We start from the raw sequence: 17,095 nt of genomic DNA, 5'->3' as shown, positions 1-17,095 counted from the left end.
GCCGAACTAACCTGCATACGCGACGAATGGGCAACCCGCAAACGGTTTGGTTCCTGAAAAACGACGGCTTTGGAGGACGGAAGCGATGACGAACGAAATCGACGAAACAAGCGGTTCGATGGCTCGGGTCCATCCGCGCTGGCTGCGCGCAATGCATTGGATCAACGCCGTTGCGATCGTCCTCATGGTGATGAGCGGGTGGCGAATTTATAACGCCGATCCGTTTCTCGGCTTCGCCATTCCAAATCCGATGACGCTCGGCGGCTGGTTGGCCGGTGCTCTGCAATGGCATTTTGCGGCCATGTGGCTGGTCGTTGGCAACGGCGCGTTGTACCTCGCCTGCAATATCGCCAGCGGCCGATTCGCCCGCCGCTTTTTCCCGCTGCCATTGCACGAGTTGGCCGCCGACGCTGTTGCCGCCCTGAAGGGACGGCTATCCCATACCGACCCGCGACATTACAACGCCGTGCAGCGCGCGGCTTACCTCTTCGTCATTGTCGACATCGCGATTCTCGTTCTCTCGGGCCTCGTGCTCTGGAAGTCCGTGCAGTTTCCCATCCTGCGCGAACTGCTTGGCGGTTATGAGTCGGCACGTCGCGTTCACTTCGGCGCCATGACGGCACTGACTACGTTCGTCGCCGTCCATCTCGCGATGATCGCGCTCGTTCCGCGCACGTTGCGCACGATGATCTTCGACCGCTAGAGGAAGCTATGTCCCGTCTCTCAAAACCGCTCATTGGTCATAGCGACGACGTGCTTGCCGGTCTGCGCCAAGAAGTCTCGCGCCGCCTTGATTCGCCCCTTCGCCGGCGTTTCTTGCGGAGTTCGCTCAGCCTCGGTGGTCTCTCGCTGCTGAGTGGCTGCACCATCGTCGGCGAGAACGACGTCGAAACCGCATTGCGTCGAATCTCCCGATTCAATGACAAAGTCCAAGGATGGCTGTTCGACCCGACTCGGCTGGCACCAACGTACGCAGAATCCGAGATCACCCGCCCGTTCCCTTTCAACGCCTTCTACGCTGAGGACCAGGCGCCGGAGGTCGAGGAATCGTCGTTCCGCCTTGAGATCAGCGGGCTCGTTGCGGACAACCGGCGTTGGACCCTCGCCGAGTTGCGCGCCATGCCGCAAACCGATCAGGTCACCCGGCACATATGCGTCGAAGGATGGAGCGCCATCGGCAAGTGGGGAGGCGTGCCGTTCGCCGATTTTCTGCGCCGCGTCGGCGCCGACCTCTCCGCCCGATACGTGGGCTTCAAATGCGCCGATGACTACTACACAAGCATCGACATGCCCACCGCGCTGCATCCGCAAACGCTCTTGGCCTTGACTTACGACGGGCAGACCTTGCCTCGGCGCTATGGCTTTCCCATGAAGCTGCGCATGCCGACCAAGCTCGGCTACAAGAACCCGAAGCACATTCAAGCCATCTTCGTCACCAACACCTACCCCGGCGGTTACTGGGAAGACCAGGGGTACAACTGGTTCGGCGGCATCTGAACGCTACGTTCCGATGCCCCGGATATGCGGCCACCGTGCCATTCATCTTCGATCCACTTGAGGAGTTCATCATGAAATTGAAAACGATCACCAAGACTGCCAGCTCGGTTCTGATGTGCACGGCATTGCTCGCCGGCGGAAGCGCCTTTGCCGACGACGCGATGAAGAAGGATGAGATGTCGAAAGATGCAATGAAGAAAGACACCATGGCAAAAGGTGAAATGAAGAAAGACGCCATGGGGCACGACAACATGAAGAAGGACAACATGAAGCAAGATGGTATGGCGAAAGATGGAATGAAAAAGGATGCCATGGGCAAGGACGAGATGATGAAGAAATAGCCGGCCGGCCGCTTCGACACATCGCTCGAAGCGGCCATTGCTTGGAGGACACCAACATGAATCACCGAATCTCCGCGCGGGCGGCAATAACGACGGCCGTCGCGATCGCCGTGACGCTCGCCATCTCCGCTCCGGCCGCCGGCGCAAGTGCAAGCAACGGCGTCGAACCGTTCCAGACCGCCGTTTTCGCCGGCGGCTGTTTCTGGGGCGTCGACGCTGTCTTTCGCCACGTGAAAGGCGTATCCGGGGTGGAATCCGGATATGCGGGAGGTTCCGCCGATACTGCGACCTACGATCGCGTCAGCGGCGGAAACACCGGCCATGCCGAAGCCGTGAGAGTCCGCTTCGACCCGGCGCAGGTTACGTACGGACAGCTCCTCGGCGTTTTCTTCAATGTGGCGCACGATCCGACGCAGTTGAACCGGCAGGGTCCGGACTACGGCAGTCAGTACCGTTCCGCCGTTTTCTACACCGGACCCGAACAACGGCAGCTCACGGAGGACTATGTCCGTGATTTGGCGGGTGCGAAGACCTTCAAGAGCCGGATTGTCACGGAGATCACGCCGCTGAAGGAATTCTTCCCGGCGGAGGCGTATCACCAGGATTATCTGGCGCAACACCCGAACCAGCCGTACATCGTGATCAACGATTTGCCCAAACTGGACCTCTTGCGCCAACGCTTCCCTGATTTATACCGGCCGACGGGCGCACGATGACGCGCTCGTGTCGGCGCAGGCGAGCAGCGCCGACGCTTGCTCGCCGCACTCACGGCGCACGTGTGGATCGAGCGCGACGAGCCACCTCACCGGAAGCGAATCCAGGCCATAGAGCGCACCGGCGAGCATGCCGGCGATTGCCGCCGTGGTGTCTGCATCGCCACCGCGGTTGGCGGCATCCACAACGCAATCCTCGAAGCTGTCGGTATCGAGCAGCGACTGCATGACGACCTGCATCGTCTCGACGATCCATCCGCTCGGGTTTACCCGGCGCCGGCGGCGAAAGGCGAACTCGGGATGCGCGGCGACGAACGGCGCCACTCGGTGCCGATACACTGCACGCAGAGACTCGCCGTGAACGAAGTCCTGCACGGTGAAGGCGAGGAATGCGCACGCGGCGTCGGAGGATGGATTGTTGTGCGTGACATGCGCCTGCGCGCAAACGGCGGACATCACCTCAAACTCCGGCCGCTCCAAGGTCGCCAGCGCAGCCGGTAGAACTCGCATCGCGGCGCCGTTGCCGGCGTCATGTTCGGACGGTGCCGCGACCGGGTTGCCGCTGCGGCGGAAGGCCACGAGGTTGCGGCGCACCGTGTTACCGATGTCGATCGGCTTGCTCCGCATCCAGGCATCGAAGGCTTGGGCGCATGCGAGTGGCTCGACCCGACCGCCATTGGCAAGAATCGCTTTGCCCAGCGCCAGCGACATCGCCGTGTCGTCGGTTACCTGCCCCACCTTGAGACCGAGCCAACCACCGCCCCGCATCTCCCGATGCACGCCATGCTGACGTCGAATCTCGCCCGGCGTCATGAACTCGACCGTTGCTCCGAGGGCGTCGCCAAGCGCGACGCCGAGATAGGCGGCCTGGGCACGGGATACGATGCGGGGATTCAGCCCAACGCCTCCCGGCGAATCACTCAGACCCATTCAGGATCATCCGGGCTCGACGACGACCTCCCCGCCGAGTACCTGTGCCTGGCACGCGAGGCGGTGATGACGCGGCGCAAGATTGTCCTTCAGAACCTGATCCTCGAGCACCGATGGTGCCGCCAGGTTGCCGTAGCCGTCGATGATGCGGGTCAGGCAGGTGCAGCACTCGCCTTCACGGCAGCCATAGACGATGCCGGCGCCCACGCGTTCGGACACTTCGATGAGCCGCGTCCCGGCCGGCACGTCGACAGTCACGCCAATGTCTTCGAAGGTCACTTTCGCCCGGGGCATGGATAGCTCCTCGATTGCAGAATGAAGAAGGGAAACGGGGTACTCCCGAAATGCAGCAGAACCGCCCCGGCCATCGCGATCATCGTGAACTCCCGACGGCGGTCGCGGCCAGCGCGGCCGCCCAGACCGCGGGAGGAATGCCGGTCAACGACCCCGGCGGGTTCGTCGGTTCGTTGTTCGCGTCGAGGATCGCTCCTTCCACTGGGCAAATCTCGGCGCACTGAGGATCGGCATGGTCGCCTGCGCATTCGGTGCACATTCCGGCATCGATCAGGAAATGGGGCCGCGCGGCGTGTATCGCGCCGTTGGGACACAGCGGTTCGCAAGCCCAGCAGTTGACGCATGCATCGACGATCTTCAGCGCCATGGAGCATCCTTTCGATAACGACGCGACGAGCCCGACTCCACCCTTTCTCCTGCAACGCTTGCCGGCTCTCCGCCACGAGCGTCCGCAGGCGAAGCCTCGCTGGTTGGAAACGCGCGTATCGCACAGAGCGGGGCGCGGACGGCCGTCGTGAGTCGCCGGGTTCTCATTGGCCTCATGCGCTTATCCTGCGTTCCAGCCGGCCGTCGGTTGCGCGTCCGAGTTGGCCGGTAGTAAGTAAGCCGCGCCAGACCGCCATGACAGCGTCTTCGATTTTTTCCATTCCGTGTTCACCGTTCGGCACGATACCCGCCGCTTCCAGCCGGCCCCACGGTTCGATGCCGATCTTGGCGCAGAGGACGGCCTCGCATCCCTGCAGGACGCGGATCGTCCGCGACAAGGCATTTGTCTCCTCGTCGCATTGCTCGCTGCCCCGGCAATAGATGTCGACAGCACGTCGTTCGACGAGGCGCGCGCCGCCAGCGCTCACTTCGTAGATCAAAAATTCCCGCGCATGGCCGAAATGCTCATTCACCATACCCCCGCCCTTGCTTGCGACGGCGATCAACACCGCTCGTCCTGCGGCCGCTTTCGCCGGGCGATGGAATACGAGCGGCTGCACGGCCGTGGCTACAGTTTCAACGATGCTCCGCGGCGCCTCGCGCTCGGCCGCCACCTGCGCGCGGAAAGCCGTCCGACGGGCTAGTGCGGCCGCGTGGTCGACCTCGATCGCCGCGATCTTCTCCATCGTGAATTCGTCACCGCGATCTTCGCCGAGCAAGCCCACGGCATCCGCCCGGCATTGCCGGCAATGGCGCATCATCTGCATGTCACCGGCACAGGCGTCCTGGAGCCGCGCGAGTTCGTCGGCGGTCGGCGCACGCTGGCCCATGACTCCGTATAGGGTACCGTGCGCGGCGTCTGAGATGAGCGGCATCACGTTGTGCAGGAAGGCACCTTTCGCCTTGACGGTACGCGACACGGCCTTCAGATGCTCGTCATTGACTCCAGGAATCATGACCGAGTTGATCTTGACGAGGATGCCGCGCTCGACCAGTTTCTCCAGTCCCTTCTGCTGCTGCTCGATGAGGATGGCCGCCGCGGCGCGGCCTCTTACGCGGCGGTTCCTCCAGAAAATCCAGGGATAGATCTCGGCACCGATCTCGGGGTCGATACAGTTGATCGTGATCGTGACGTGCTCGATATTGTGGCGCGCGAGTTCATCGACATGTTCGGGCAGCGTGAGTCCATTCGTCGAGACGCAGAGCTTGATGTCGGGCGCTTTTTCGGCCAGCAGGCGGAACGTCGCGAAGGTTCGCTCGGGATTCGCCAGCGGATCGCCAGGGCCCGCAATGCCGAGGACGGAGAGTTGCGGAATCGCCGCGGCAACGGCCAGGGTCTTGCGCACGGCCTGCTCCGGCGTCAGCACCTCGGACACCACGCCCGGGCGCGACTCGTTGGCGCAATCGTATTTGCGATTGCAGTAGTTGCACTGGATGTTGCAGGCTGGCGCGACCGCCGCATGCATACGAGCAAAGTGCCGGTGTGCGTCTTCCGAGTAACAGGGGTGGTTTTCCACCCGCCGGCGCATGTCCTCGGGCAACGCGGCGAGCCGAGCCGGGTCGGTTCCGCAGCGACCGGCGCTACACCCGCCGGCGGGGGGGTGCTCGGGCAGCTCGCTAACGTGAAGGGCCACGACGGTCTCCGGGAAAAGAGTGCGCCCCTCCCCGAGCAATGCTCATGCCAAACCGCTCGACACGTCGGACTACCCTTGTCGCTCAGTAACTTGCGGGCGGAATGAAATCGCAGATGTCGCAAACGCGACACGGAAGCGGCGGTGCAATGTGATGAAGGAGACACATCCGGAGCAGACGGACCGTTAATGCTCAGGGCATCACAGGAAGCGAGGAACGCTATCCCGCCGCGAGGCGATTCGCTTTCATTGATTGCAACATCCCGTGAGGTGACCTGCTCAGCCCCGAACCTCAGGAATGACCCGGCAACGGGCCGTAGGCGGCCATGAACGCGTCGACCGCGTTTGCGACGACGCGCTTGATCTCGGCCTTGCTCACCGTAATGTCGATCTGAAATAGAAAGCGGTCAAGCAATTCGGACTCGAGCAGACCGCGTAGGTGCAATGCCGCAATCTTCGGGTCGGCCTGACGCAGTTTTCCCTGTTGCATCGCCGACGAGAGAAACTCGGCGACCTGGGCTTGGCTCCGCTGAGGGCCGCGCATATAGCAAATGCGGCCGAGTTGCGAACGCTCTGACTCGCAGATGATCAGGCGACGCGCCGCGAGGAGTTTTTCCGAGTAGAGCAAGGCAATGAAGCGCTCGCCGAATTCGCGCAAAACAGCTCCCAGGTCGTCGGACAGGCTTAGCGCCTTGTGGGTCGCATCGAACTTGTCCGTGCCGGCCGTGCCTGCGGCTACGGCAGACTCGGCCAGGGCTCGGTGCGTCGCCTCGAATTCCACCTCGGTCGAGCGATGCAGCGCTTCGAAGAACAGTTCTTCCTTCGACGGGAAATAGCTGTAGAGCGTCGCCTTCGAGCCGCCGACGCGGGCGCTGATTTCGGACATCGAGGTCCGCTCGAAGCCATGCTCCTGAAAGACTTGTGCGGCGATGTCGAGAATCGCCTGCCGTTTTACGTCGCTTTTTGTTCTCATTTGAACAATCCTTAAGTAGACCCTTGAGTTCAGTTTAGCTTGACGACGACCAAAATCAAAACTAAACTGTACAGTACAGTTTATCAGAAAGAGGTCGACATGCCATTTCTTGTCTCTTCCCCACGCTCCCGCGCAACGCCCTCGTTGTTGGCAGTCGGCGGCATCTCACTGCTCGTTGGTCTCGGCGGCTGCGCGCAGTTTCCGTCACTCGACGCTTTTGCCGTTCTCAAGCCCACATCGGGCTACGAGACTGCATCGCCCTTCGCTGCCACGGCGACCTCCTGGCCTGAAGAGCGCTGGTGGCAAAGCTATGGTGACAAGCAACTCGATGCGCTGATCGACGAAGCACTGCGCGACTCCCCGGATATGGCGGCCGCGGCGGCCAGACTGCGTCGCGCCGAAGCCGCAGGGCAAGTGGCCGGCGCAGCACTTATGCCCCAGGTTGGCATCAACGCATCCGCCAGTGAGCAGCGGCAGAGCTACAACTACTTGACGCCTAAAGCCATGACGCCGGACGGATGGCAGGACTATGGGCGCGCGACGCTCGATTTCAGTTGGGAACTCGACTTCTGGGGTAAGAATCGCGCCGCTCTCGCCGCCGCCACCTCGCAACTCGAAGCCAGCAGGGCGGAACTCTCGCAGGCGCGGCTCATCCTCGCCAGCAGCATCGCCTCAAACTATGCCGAACTCGCACGCCTTTTCGCCGCGCGCGACACGGCAGCGCGTTCCGTCGAAGTTCGCAGCAGAACTGCGGCGCTCTTCGCCGAGCGCTTTGCCAACGGGCTGGAAACCCGCGGCAGCGTACGCGATGCCGAAGCCCGCCGCGCCACTGCAGAAGGCGAATTGCTGCAAGTCGACGAGTCGATCGGTCTGCAACGCAACCGTCTGGCGGCATTGCTCGGCGCCGGTCCCGATCGTGGGCTGACGATCACCCGCCCCGCAATTGACCTCGCCCTGGCCCCCGGCTTGCCCGCCGACCTGCCGGCCAATCTCCTGGGACGACGCCCCGACATCGTCGCCGCGCGCCTGCAAACCGAGGCCCAGCTTCGCCGGATCGATCAGAAGAAGGCCGAGTTCTATCCCAACGTCAATCTCAGTGCATTCATCGGCGTGCAGTCGCTGGGGCTCGACAAGCTGACCCGCAGCGGTTCGACGGTCGGCAGCATTGGTCCAGCGTTCTATCTGCCGATCTTCACCGGCGGTCGCCTGCGTGCCGAGTTGCGCGGTTCGGTCGCCGCCTACGACGAATCGGTGGCGAACTACAACCGCACGGTCACCCAGGCACTGCAAGAGGTCGCCGATGCCGCTTTGAGCCAAAAGGCATTGGCCGCTCGCCTGGCAAGAGCCGAAGAAGCGGTCGCGGCGGCCGCCGAGGCGCATCGCGTAGCGCGCAACCGATACGACGGCGGCCTCGCCAACTATCTGGAAGTCCTCTCCGCCGAAGACGTCCTGCTCAATAGCCTGCGCAGTCTTTCCGATCTGCAATCGCGAGCCTTCTCGCTCGACGTCGCCCTGGCCCGCGCGCTGGGCGGCGGCTATCACGAAGCGTCACCCGCCACGAGCCAATCGAACGGTTAACCCAATACAGGAGACTCGAACATGTCTGAAAACTCACTCGCTTCCGCCGGTCGCCAAGGCGACGAGCCGCGCCGCAAGAAACTGCTTCTCCGTCTGGCCGGCATCGTCGCCGCCGTAGGGGCGGTCTTTGGCGCTTACTGGTTCTTCTACGCCTCGCACTACGTGAGTACCGACAACGCTTACGCCGCGGTTGAAATGGCTCAGGTGACGCCGGAGATCGGCGGAACGATCCGCGAAGTACGCGTCACTGATACCCAGACAGTGAAGCAAGGTGATGTCCTGATTGTCATCGATCCGACCGACGCCAAACTCGCGCTCGCGCAAGCGGAAGCCGAACTGGGCCGCGCCATCCGCCGCGTGAAGGGCTACGTAGCCACCGATGGGGGTTTGACGGCGCAGATCGCCGCCCGCGAGGCTGACGAGAAGCGCGCCTCCGCTCAACTCGCTTCGGCGGAAGCCGACTTCGAACGCGCCCGTATCGACCTGCAACGACGCGAGGTGTTGTCGGCGTCCGGCTCGGTCTCGGGCGACGAACTGACCCGGGCACAGAACGCCTTCGCCTCAGCGCAGGCCAACCTGACCTCAGCGCGGGCTGGCGCCGAACAGGCGCGGGCGAACCGGACGGCGGCCATCGGTTCGAAGGAGGCGAACGCGGCCCTGATTGTCGACACCTCGGTGGACACCAATCCCGAGGTCGCGCTGGCGCGGGCACGCCGCGACCAGGCAGCGATCGACCTCGAACGCACGATCATTCGCGCTCCCGTCAGCGGCGTCGTCGCCAAGCGCCAAGCGCAACTCGGCCAGCGCGTGCAGGCCGGAACACCGTTGCTTGCCGTCGTTCCGTCCCATGAAATGCATGTCGATGCCAACTTCAAGGAAGTGCAGTTGGAAAACGTGCGGGTCGGCCAGCCCGTCACGTTGAATGCCGATATCTACGGCAGCTCGGTGACGTACCACGGCGTCGTGGAAGGCTTCTCCGGCGGCTCGGGCGCCGCTTTCGCCGCCATCCCGGCACAAAATGCCACCGGCAACTGGATCAAAGTCGTACAACGCCTGCCGGTGCGTATCAAGCTCGACCCGGTCGAATTGCAGGCCAACCCGCTCAAGGTCGGCCTGTCGATGACCGTGAAGATCGACACCAGCGAACGTAGCTGATAACGGACGACCCGACATGAGCCATACGCAGACCACCAACGGTCAGGCGCCACTGACGGGCGGCATGCTGTGGGCGGCGGCCATCATTCTCGCCGCTGCCAACTTCATCGCCGTGCTCGACACAACCATCGCCAACGTGTCCGTGCCCAACATCGCAGGCGGTTTGGGCGCGACGACCAGCCAGGGGACATGGGTCATCACGTCGTACGCCGTGGCCGAAGCCATCACCGTACCGCTGACCGGATGGCTCGCCGCTCGCTTCGGCGCGGTGCGCGTGTTCGTCACGGCCATGGCGGCATTCGGCGCTTTCTCCGCACTATGCGGCGTTTCCAACTCCCTCGGCATGCTCGTTTTCGCGCGGGTCTGCCAGGGTCTCGCCGGTGGGCCGCTGATGCCGCTGTCGCAGACGCTGCTACTGCGGATTTTCCCGGCCGAGAAGGCCGCTGCGGCGATCGGTCTGTGGTCGATGACCACGCTGGTAGCGCCAGTGCTCGGACCGATTCTCGGCGGGTATCTATGCGACGAATACAGCTGGCCATGGATCTTCTGGATCAATCTTCCGATCGCCCTCGCCTGCGCCTTCATCGCGTGGAATATGCTCAAGCGCTATGAGCTTTCCCCGAACAAGAGTCCCATCGACCGAATCGGCCTGATCCTGCTCGTCGTTTGGGTCGGTTCCCTGCAGATCATGCTCGACGAGGGCAAGAACCTCGACTGGTTCTCCTCGCATGAGATCGTTGCGCTGGCCGTGATCGCTGTCATTGGGTTCGCCGCCTTTCTCATCTGGGAATTGCACGACAAGCATCCCGTTGTCGATCTGCGCGTCTTTCGCCACCGCGGCTTTTCGGTCAGCGTGCTGACCATCAGCCTGGCGTTTGCCGCCTTCTTCGGTGCCAACGTACTCACGCCGCAGTGGTTGCAGACCTACATGGGCTATACGGCGACATCGGCCGGCATGGCGACAGCATGGACCGGGGTTTTTGCCGTGTTCATGGCACCAGTCGCCGCCACGTTGTCGCACCGCGTCGACCCGCGCAAGCTCGTTTTCGGCGGCGTCATCTGGCTCGGCATCGTGACGCTCCTGCGCACGATTGCCACCACCGACATGGATTACTGGAGCGTATCGCAGCCATTGATGTTGATGGGATTGGGTCTGCCGTTCTTCTTCGTTCCACTGACCGGCTTAGCGCTCGCCAGCGTCGAACCGGATGAAACGGCGTCCGCCGCCGGCCTGATGAACTTTCTGCGTACCCTCTCGGGGGCCTTCGCCACCTCGCTGATCACGACGGTCTGGGATGACCAGATCACGCGCAATCACGCCGAGTTGGTCGGTCTCGCGGATGCCGATCAACACGTTCGCGGCCTGCTCGAGAGCACCGGGATGAGCGCCGACGCGGTATTGCAGTCGGTCGACCGGTTGGTGAACGGACAAGCCGTCATGCTGGCGACGAATCAGGTGATGGCGGCGGTCGGCATCGCCTTCATCTTCGCGGCATTGGCAATCTGGCTGGCGCCCAAGCCGCGACGCAAGGTCGACGCTTCGGTGGGCGGACATTAGCCGGGCGATGAGGCCGCTCGGCGCTGCGGCCCCGCGGTCTGGCCAGCGTTCTCTCGGCTCCGATACGAGGCCGGCCGCTAACCGGACACCGGCCGGCCCGCAGGCCTCACCCGCCGAGTTGTTCGCGCGCCAGTTCCCCGAGCGTCAGCAAGGCGTGCACGTGACGGTCTGAGAAGTGGTGGCAAGCCGATAAGCGAATGTGGCGGCGGTGACGGCCAGAGGGTGAGAACAAGCTGCCCGGGGTGATGGTGATGTCGCGCCGCAGCGCGTCGTCGCAGAGGCGGTTGCCGTCGCAACCCTCAGGCAATTCCACCCATACCAGGAACCCGCCCGTCGGCTCTGTGGCGCGGGTGCCAACCGGGAAGCCGCTTTCGATCAACCCGCGCAGTCGGTCGACCTGGGCGGCGTAGAGCCGACGCAAACGGCGCAAGTGCTGAGCGTAGCCGCCGGTGGCGAGGTAGGCACCGATGACTTCGCCGAGAAAGGCAGGTTGTGCCAACGACGCGCTGAACTTGAGCGCAGCGATCCGCCGCCGGAAACGCCCGGCTTCCATCCACCCTACGCGAAAACCGGGAGCCAGCGCCTTGGTGTAGGAGGTGCAAAGGATCACCCAGCCGTCGTCGTCGAACGATTTCACTGTCGGTTGCAACGGTGTCGCGTATTGAAGCTCGGCGTAGAGCGCATCTTCGATGACCGGGACGCTCCAGTCCTTCGCCAGCGCCGCCAAACGTTTCTTGGCTGCGACGGGCATGCTGGTGCCGAGCGGATTGTGCACGCTCGGCATGGATACGACAGCCTGCACCCGCTTTTCCGAAAGCAGCAATTCCAGCGCGTCGAGCGACATGCCTTGACCCGGGTGCGTGGGCACTTCGATCGCGCGCAAGCCGAGGTGGTCGGCCAGCGAGATCAGATTGAAGTAAGTTGGCGACTCGATGGCGACGGTGTCGCCCGGCCGTGTAACCGCACGCAATGCGAGTTGCAACGCCTCCATGCAACCATTGGTCAGGATGATGTTTTCGGAAGCGAGCGTCATGCCAAGGTCACGCGCGTGCCGGCAGATTTCGCGGCGCAGAAGCAACGGCCCCGGCGGCAGCGAGTAGTCAGTCAGCAGCTCGGGCTTGCGCCGCGCGGTTTCGGTCATCAACCGGGTCAACTGCTTTCCGGGATAGAAATCCCGGCTCGTCGGGCAAGCCAATGACAGGTCGATAGTGGCCGGGTCCGACTGCGCCGCCAGGACGGCCTCGATCCGGTCCAGCACCGCGGTTTCGGCGGGCAACGCCCGTGCGGGACGGGCGGACTCGGACGGCCCGGCGGGTTCCGCCAGGCGCGAACGCACAAAATAGCCCGATTGGGGCCGGGCTTCGACTTGGCCGCGTGCCTCAAGCTGGCGGTAGGCGGCCAGCACGGTGTTGATGCTCAGACTGCGGTTACGCGCCGTTTCGCGTACCGACGGCAGGCGCGATCCGGCGGGAAGCCGCCCGTCGCTTATGGCGGTTCGCAACTCTTCGGCGAGGGATTGGTAGAGAGAGCCGGCAATATCGTTCATTGAGTGGATACAGAAGGCGGATTGCCCAACGGGCACAGTTTTCTATTGTTCAAACTGTAACCAGTATAGATTATAAAAACTGAATCTGTAACCTCAAGCGGTTTTTCCCTAGTGTACAGGCTCAACGACTGTCCGGAGCCTGCAATGATCGACCTTCCATTGATGACCTACATGGCGACGATGTCCGTAACGCCCGGACCGAACAACCTGATGCTGGCCGCGAGCGGCGTGAATTTCGGTTTTCGCCGTACCGTCCCGCACATGCTTGGCATCTCCATTGGGCACGGGGCACAGGTCGCCATCGTGGCCGGCCTGCTCGCCTGGGTCATGACGTGGCTCGACGGTCTGCGGATCGGACTGGTTCTGGCCGGCTGTGCGTATCTCCTGTGGTTGGCTTGGCGGCAAGCGCATGCCGGGCAGCCCGGCACCGGCAAGAGCGGACAACCGCTCGGATTTGTGGGCGCGGCTTTGTTCCAGTGGGTTAACCCCAAGGCGTGGATGATGGGGATCAACGCCTCGATTCTGTTTCTGCCGCACGGAGCCGGCTGGGACGCGGCATTGTCGATGGCCATGCTGTGCACCGTCGTGAACCTGCCGTGCGTCGCGGTATGGGCGGTGGCCGGCGACCAGTTGCGCCATCGCCTGAGCGAACCGCACGCGCTACGCCTGTTCAACTATGTGATGGCCTTACTCCTCGCCGCGACCGCACTGTGGATTGTGTCTGACGAACTTCTGCGGGGAGCGTGAAGACCGTAGGGAGCATTGCAACAGTCTGGCGCGACGCGGTTCATCGCGCCATGGCGACCACGCACATTTCGTTCGTCCTTGCCGCGCTGCTCGATAGGCTGAGCTCGAAGGTCCCCCAGAAATTCGGTCGGCGAGAAGCGCCCGTCCATGCGGCGTGAGCGTGTTTCCGGCGGCGTAATCTTGGCGGCATGCTTCTAGGCGTCATCGATCGCCTTGGGTTCCTTGCCACTCGTCTCCCCGGCGTCGGTCGGCACCTCCTGAACGAACATCGCCGCCAGCCGCGAGTTGCCGAAACCGATCACCTCGATCGGCGGTCGTCCGCAGGTCAGGCAATAGCCGGTCTCTGGGTCGTGCATGCAATAGTTGAGGCAGGCGATGAATCGGCCGTCGTCTTCGGGCGCCATGGTGTCCTTTCTCCGAATCGCATCTCGGGTCGGCGGAGGCGATCCGCTCAAATCTGCTTGACCTCGATATTAAGCGTCTGGATGCGGTAGGCAATCTGTCGCGGCGTCATGCCGAGCAGACGCGCGGCGCGGGCCTGTACCCACCCGGCCTGTTCAAGCGCCGCGATGACGCGCGCGCGTTCATCCAGCGGCGAATCGCCGTCGCCGGCCGTCAGAGACACGGGCACAGGCCGCGGCAGAACGAAAGCCGCCGGCGAAGCCGCGATACCGCCCTCGCGCTGGCGATCGAGGATGATCAATTCGGCATCGATGACGCCGGATTCGGACATGACCGACGCGCGCTCCAGGCAGTTCTCAAGTTCGCGTACGTTGCCGGGCCAGGCATATTGCGTCAGGCGGCGGATCGCCGACTCGCTGAGCGAGAGCCGCCGCCCCTGAGCCTCGCCGACGCGCTCGATCAGGAAGCGCGCGAGATCCGGCACGTCTTCGAGCCGTTCGCGCAAGGGCGGTAGGACGATGGGCATCACGTTCAGGCGATAATAGAGGTCCTCACGGAAGCCGCCCGCATCGACCGCCGCTTCGAGGTCGCGATGCGTGGCGGCGATCACGCGCACGTCGACCTTCACCGTGCGCGTACCACCGACGCGTTCCAGTTCGCCCTCCTGCAGTACGCGCAGCAGCTTGGCCTGAAAAGCCGGCGAGATTTCGCCGATCTCGTCGAGAAAGATCGTGCCGCCATCGGCCGCTTCGAATCGCCCGCAACGCGCCGTCACGGCGCCGGTGAACGCGCCCTTCTCGTGCCCGAACAGTTCCGATTCGAGCAGGTTCTCGGGCAACGACGCGCAGTTGAGGCGCACGCAGGCGCCCCGCGAACGAGGCGAATGGTAATGGATGGCGTTGGCGATGAGTTCCTTGCCGGTACCGGTTTCGCCGCGCAACAGGACCGTCGTATTCCACTTCGATACCATGCGCACCTGATCGAATACCCGCCGCATCGCCGCCGAGTGCCCGATGATGTTGTCAAAACCATATTGATGGCGAACGGTCCGGCGCAGATTGTCGCGCTCCTCGGCAAGATCCTTCTTCTCCGCCTCGATGTCGAGCGAGAGCCGCACGTTCTGCCCGATCAGGTTTGCCACCATCTCGACAAAGCGCGTGCGCTCATCGAGCAAGCCGTCGTCGGGCGTGTTGGGCTGGACCGCGAGGACGCCCTGAAGCTCGCCGCCGACGTTGATCGGTGCCGCGATGAACGGCAACCGCCGTTCGTAGAGATCGAGCCGGTTGAGGAAACGCGCATCGTCGCCCGCCGTCGTTAACGCGACCGTTCTCCTCTCTTCCAGGATGAGGCCGAGCAGGCCTTCTCCGGATTGGTAGCGCACGCCACCGTGGGCGACATCGTCGCCCATGCTCGTCGCATTGACGACGAGATCGCCGGTTGCCGGATCGAGCACGGTCACCATGCTCCGGCTCATGCCCGCCTGCTCATCGAGAACGCGCAACACCTCGCGTACCGTTTGCCGGAACTCGAGCGAGCGCGACAGGATTTCTCCCACGCTGTACAGGGCTTCGAGTTCGGTGCGCCGCAGCGAACTCAATCCGGCGCGGTTGACTTCACCGTTCATACCGATGCCTTGCCGGACGTCGGCAGAGCGACGCGCACACCGCATCCCCCGAGCTCCGATGTCCCGATCTCGATCACACCGTCATGATCGGCAGCCACCTGCTGCGCGAGCGACAGGCCCGTTCCGAGATGGCGGCCACCCGCTTTGCGCGTCGAAAAGAACGGCTCGAAGACTTTCAACCTCAGTTCGGCCGGGATACCGGGCCCGCTGTCCTCGACCAGGACGTCCACGCTGCCCGTCGCACCGCGTGTCGTGATGCGTAACTCGCGCTCGTTCCAACCCTTGACATTCATCGCATCGATCGCATTCTCGACGAGCGCGCGGAACATGGCCCGCAGGCGGCTGGGGTAGGCGTTCAGCGAACGAACGACGGCCTGCGGTCGCCAGTGCACGGTGATCCCGGCGGCGAGCATGCGGGTCGTTGTGAGGTCGAGCACGTCGCGCATGATCTCGTTGATATTGACCGCCGTGCGCGATTCCGGCCGGTGCTCGGGAATGACGCTGCGCAGGCTGTTGATCGCGTCGCGGCCCGCGGCGAGAACTTCCGTAAGCGCAAGACCGGCGGGATCGCGCCCGCCACGCCGCTCGATCGTCGCCAGAACCGAAGCCATAATGTTGATCGGCCCCTCGATCTTGAACACGGCCGCCGAAAGCGTTTCGCGCAGACCGTCGACCCGGGCGTCCTCGGCGGTCATCGCCTGCAGCAACGCCATGCGCGTCTTTTCCTGTTCCGCCCGCTGGCGCGTCGTTTCCTTGGCGACGAGCAACAGGCAAAGCTCCCGACGCGGGCTGAAGAAGTTGTCCGCATTGCCGTCCTCGCGCTGCACCCAGATACCGGAGCACGAAAACCAGCGCGGCATGCCGCGCGAATCAATACGGATTTCGCGCTCGCTGAACGCCGATGCCCCCTCCCGCGCCGGCGCCAGATCGTGGCCAAGGTCGGCGCGCACGGCATCGAGTATCAGCGTCGCCGGTTCGACCATGCGCAGATCGCCCATGAGTTTTTTGTATTCGTGGTTGTCGAGCACGACGCGCTCGCTCGTATCGAGCAACGCGAGAACAACCGGCGCAGCGTCGACGACGGATTCGATCAAGGCTTTCTGGCCGCTGACCTCGCACTCCAACTGGTGCAGCAGCGTGACGTCGCGATGGATACCGAGGTAGCTCGTGATGGCTCCGAGCCGATCGACCACCGGCGTGATCATCAGGTCCGCGAGGTACTTGCTACCGTCCTTGCGCCGGTTTACGAGGCGTCCGCTCCACGGCTGGCCGCTCGCGATCTGCGCCCACATGGCCGCATAGACCTCGTTCGGCGTGGATTTGTTGGAGAGCAAGGACTGGTTCTGACCGATCACCTCCTCCGACGAGTAGCCCGTCGTACGGGTGAACGCCGAATTCACGTACAGGATGTTGGCATCGGCGTCGGTGATCGAAATCGCGAGATCGACCTGTTCCACGGCCTGACGGAATACGGCCGGCGCGATCGCCGCGGCCTGTTCGAGAATCCGTTCGTGGTTGCTGGTCGTCACGATCTCCTCCGTTTACGGAACTCGACGCAGGTTCCATGCCAGCCGATGGAATCCGGCCGATCATGACGTCGGCGTTTCGTCGCCGATGTCGTTTTCCCCTCAAAGTGTAGGAGTTGCGACATCGGATTACGGTATGCCGACACGTACGGTC

The 17,095-nt window shown here is 63.4% G+C and carries 17 protein-coding genes; 8 read left to right on the top strand and 9 right to left on the bottom strand.

Annotated elements, in window-relative coordinates:
- The first annotated feature begins 85 nt into the window (after positions 1 to 85).
- The 4 genes from NZ453_RS09470 (at position 86) to msrA (ending at position 2,554) form a co-directional block, all read left to right on the top strand.
- A complete protein-coding gene (locus NZ453_RS09470; protein ID WP_263770304.1) occupies positions 86 to 703 on the top strand; it encodes a cytochrome b/b6 domain-containing protein in 618 nt (205 codons plus the stop codon).
- 8 nt (positions 704 to 711) lie between these two features.
- The gene (locus tag NZ453_RS09465; RefSeq protein WP_263770303.1) at positions 712 to 1,497 is read left to right on the top strand and encodes a molybdopterin-dependent oxidoreductase; all 786 of its coding nucleotides are present in this window, start codon (positions 712 to 714) and stop codon (positions 1,495 to 1,497) included.
- Positions 1,498 to 1,568: 71 nt separating this feature from the next.
- Positions 1,569 to 1,838, top strand: coding sequence for a pentapeptide MXKDX repeat protein (locus tag NZ453_RS09460; protein ID WP_263770302.1), 270 nt, complete (start codon positions 1,569 to 1,571; stop codon positions 1,836 to 1,838).
- A gap of 56 nt (positions 1,839 to 1,894) precedes the next feature.
- Complete coding sequence (gene msrA, locus NZ453_RS09455) at positions 1,895 to 2,554, top strand: peptide-methionine (S)-S-oxide reductase MsrA (protein WP_263770301.1); 660 nt, start codon at positions 1,895 to 1,897, stop codon at positions 2,552 to 2,554.
- Here the strand turns inward: msrA and draG are convergent.
- The 5 genes from draG to NZ453_RS09430 form a co-directional block, all read right to left on the bottom strand.
- Entirely contained in the window at positions 2,528 to 3,481 is a 954-nt protein-coding gene (draG, locus tag NZ453_RS09450; protein ID WP_263770300.1) for an ADP-ribosyl-[dinitrogen reductase] hydrolase, read from the bottom strand. The two genes, msrA and draG, sit on opposite strands and share 27 nt — an antisense overlap.
- 6 nt (positions 3,482 to 3,487) lie before the next feature.
- Positions 3,488 to 3,775: a 2Fe-2S iron-sulfur cluster-binding protein gene (locus tag NZ453_RS09445; RefSeq protein ID WP_263770299.1), complete on the bottom strand. Its 288-nt coding sequence runs from the start codon at positions 3,773 to 3,775 to the stop codon at positions 3,488 to 3,490.
- A gap of 79 nt (positions 3,776 to 3,854) precedes the next feature.
- Positions 3,855 to 4,142, bottom strand: coding sequence for a 4Fe-4S binding protein (locus tag NZ453_RS09440; protein ID WP_263770298.1), 288 nt, complete (start codon positions 4,140 to 4,142; stop codon positions 3,855 to 3,857).
- 172 nt (positions 4,143 to 4,314) lie between these two features.
- Entirely contained in the window at positions 4,315 to 5,835 is a 1,521-nt protein-coding gene (gene nifB / locus NZ453_RS09435) for a nitrogenase cofactor biosynthesis protein NifB (protein ID WP_263770297.1), read from the bottom strand.
- A 289-nt stretch (positions 5,836 to 6,124) separates the two neighbouring features.
- Positions 6,125 to 6,805: a TetR/AcrR family transcriptional regulator gene (locus NZ453_RS09430; RefSeq protein WP_263770296.1), complete on the bottom strand. Its 681-nt coding sequence runs from the start codon at positions 6,803 to 6,805 to the stop codon at positions 6,125 to 6,127.
- A 99-nt stretch (positions 6,806 to 6,904) separates the two neighbouring features.
- On the opposite strand from NZ453_RS09430, the gene NZ453_RS09425 reads away from it, so the two are divergent.
- The 3 genes from NZ453_RS09425 to NZ453_RS09415 are packed head-to-tail and all read left to right on the top strand — an operon-like array spanning position 6,905 to position 11,096.
- Complete coding sequence (locus NZ453_RS09425; RefSeq protein WP_263770295.1) at positions 6,905 to 8,383, top strand: efflux transporter outer membrane subunit; 1,479 nt, start codon at positions 6,905 to 6,907, stop codon at positions 8,381 to 8,383.
- A 21-nt stretch (positions 8,384 to 8,404) separates the two neighbouring features.
- Positions 8,405 to 9,538: an HlyD family efflux transporter periplasmic adaptor subunit gene (locus NZ453_RS09420; protein WP_275983137.1), complete on the top strand. Its 1,134-nt coding sequence runs from the start codon at positions 8,405 to 8,407 to the stop codon at positions 9,536 to 9,538.
- Between the two features lie 16 nt (positions 9,539 to 9,554).
- Positions 9,555 to 11,096 carry a DHA2 family efflux MFS transporter permease subunit gene (locus tag NZ453_RS09415; RefSeq protein WP_263770294.1) on the top strand — a complete coding sequence of 514 codons (1,542 nt, stop codon included), beginning with the start codon at positions 9,555 to 9,557 and terminating at the stop codon, positions 11,094 to 11,096.
- Between the two features lie 106 nt (positions 11,097 to 11,202).
- Here the strand turns inward: NZ453_RS09415 and NZ453_RS09410 are convergent, their stop codons facing one another.
- Positions 11,203 to 12,642, bottom strand: coding sequence for an aminotransferase-like domain-containing protein (locus NZ453_RS09410; protein ID WP_263770293.1), 1,440 nt, complete (start codon positions 12,640 to 12,642; stop codon positions 11,203 to 11,205).
- 144 nt (positions 12,643 to 12,786) lie between these two features.
- On the opposite strand from NZ453_RS09410, the gene NZ453_RS09405 reads away from it, so the two are divergent.
- Positions 12,787 to 13,389: a LysE family translocator gene (locus NZ453_RS09405; RefSeq protein ID WP_263770292.1), complete on the top strand. Its 603-nt coding sequence runs from the start codon at positions 12,787 to 12,789 to the stop codon at positions 13,387 to 13,389.
- 194 nt (positions 13,390 to 13,583) lie between these two features.
- On the opposite strand, the gene NZ453_RS09400 is transcribed toward NZ453_RS09405, so the two are convergent.
- From NZ453_RS09400 to nifL, 3 genes are read right to left on the bottom strand one after another with little or no spacing between them, the layout of a single operon-like run.
- The gene (locus NZ453_RS09400) at positions 13,584 to 13,793 is read right to left on the bottom strand and encodes a DUF1289 domain-containing protein (RefSeq protein WP_263770291.1); all 210 of its coding nucleotides are present in this window, start codon (positions 13,791 to 13,793) and stop codon (positions 13,584 to 13,586) included.
- 47 nt (positions 13,794 to 13,840) lie between these two features.
- The gene (nifA, locus tag NZ453_RS09395) at positions 13,841 to 15,415 is read right to left on the bottom strand and encodes a nif-specific transcriptional activator NifA (RefSeq protein WP_263770290.1); all 1,575 of its coding nucleotides are present in this window, start codon (positions 15,413 to 15,415) and stop codon (positions 13,841 to 13,843) included.
- Positions 15,412 to 16,944 carry a nitrogen fixation negative regulator NifL gene (gene nifL / locus NZ453_RS09390; protein ID WP_263770289.1) on the bottom strand — a complete coding sequence of 511 codons (1,533 nt, stop codon included), beginning with the start codon at positions 16,942 to 16,944 and terminating at the stop codon, positions 15,412 to 15,414. The genes nifA and nifL overlap by 4 nt, the downstream gene beginning before the upstream one ends.
- Positions 16,945 to 17,095: the final 151 nt, after the last annotated feature.

The sequence above is a fragment of the Propionivibrio soli genome (assembly GCF_025770765.1).
GTDB classification, from domain to species: domain Bacteria; phylum Pseudomonadota; class Gammaproteobacteria; order Burkholderiales; family Rhodocyclaceae; genus Propionivibrio; species Propionivibrio soli.
Note: the sequence above shows the minus strand (reverse complement) of the source record. Positions and strands in the feature narration are given on the sequence as shown.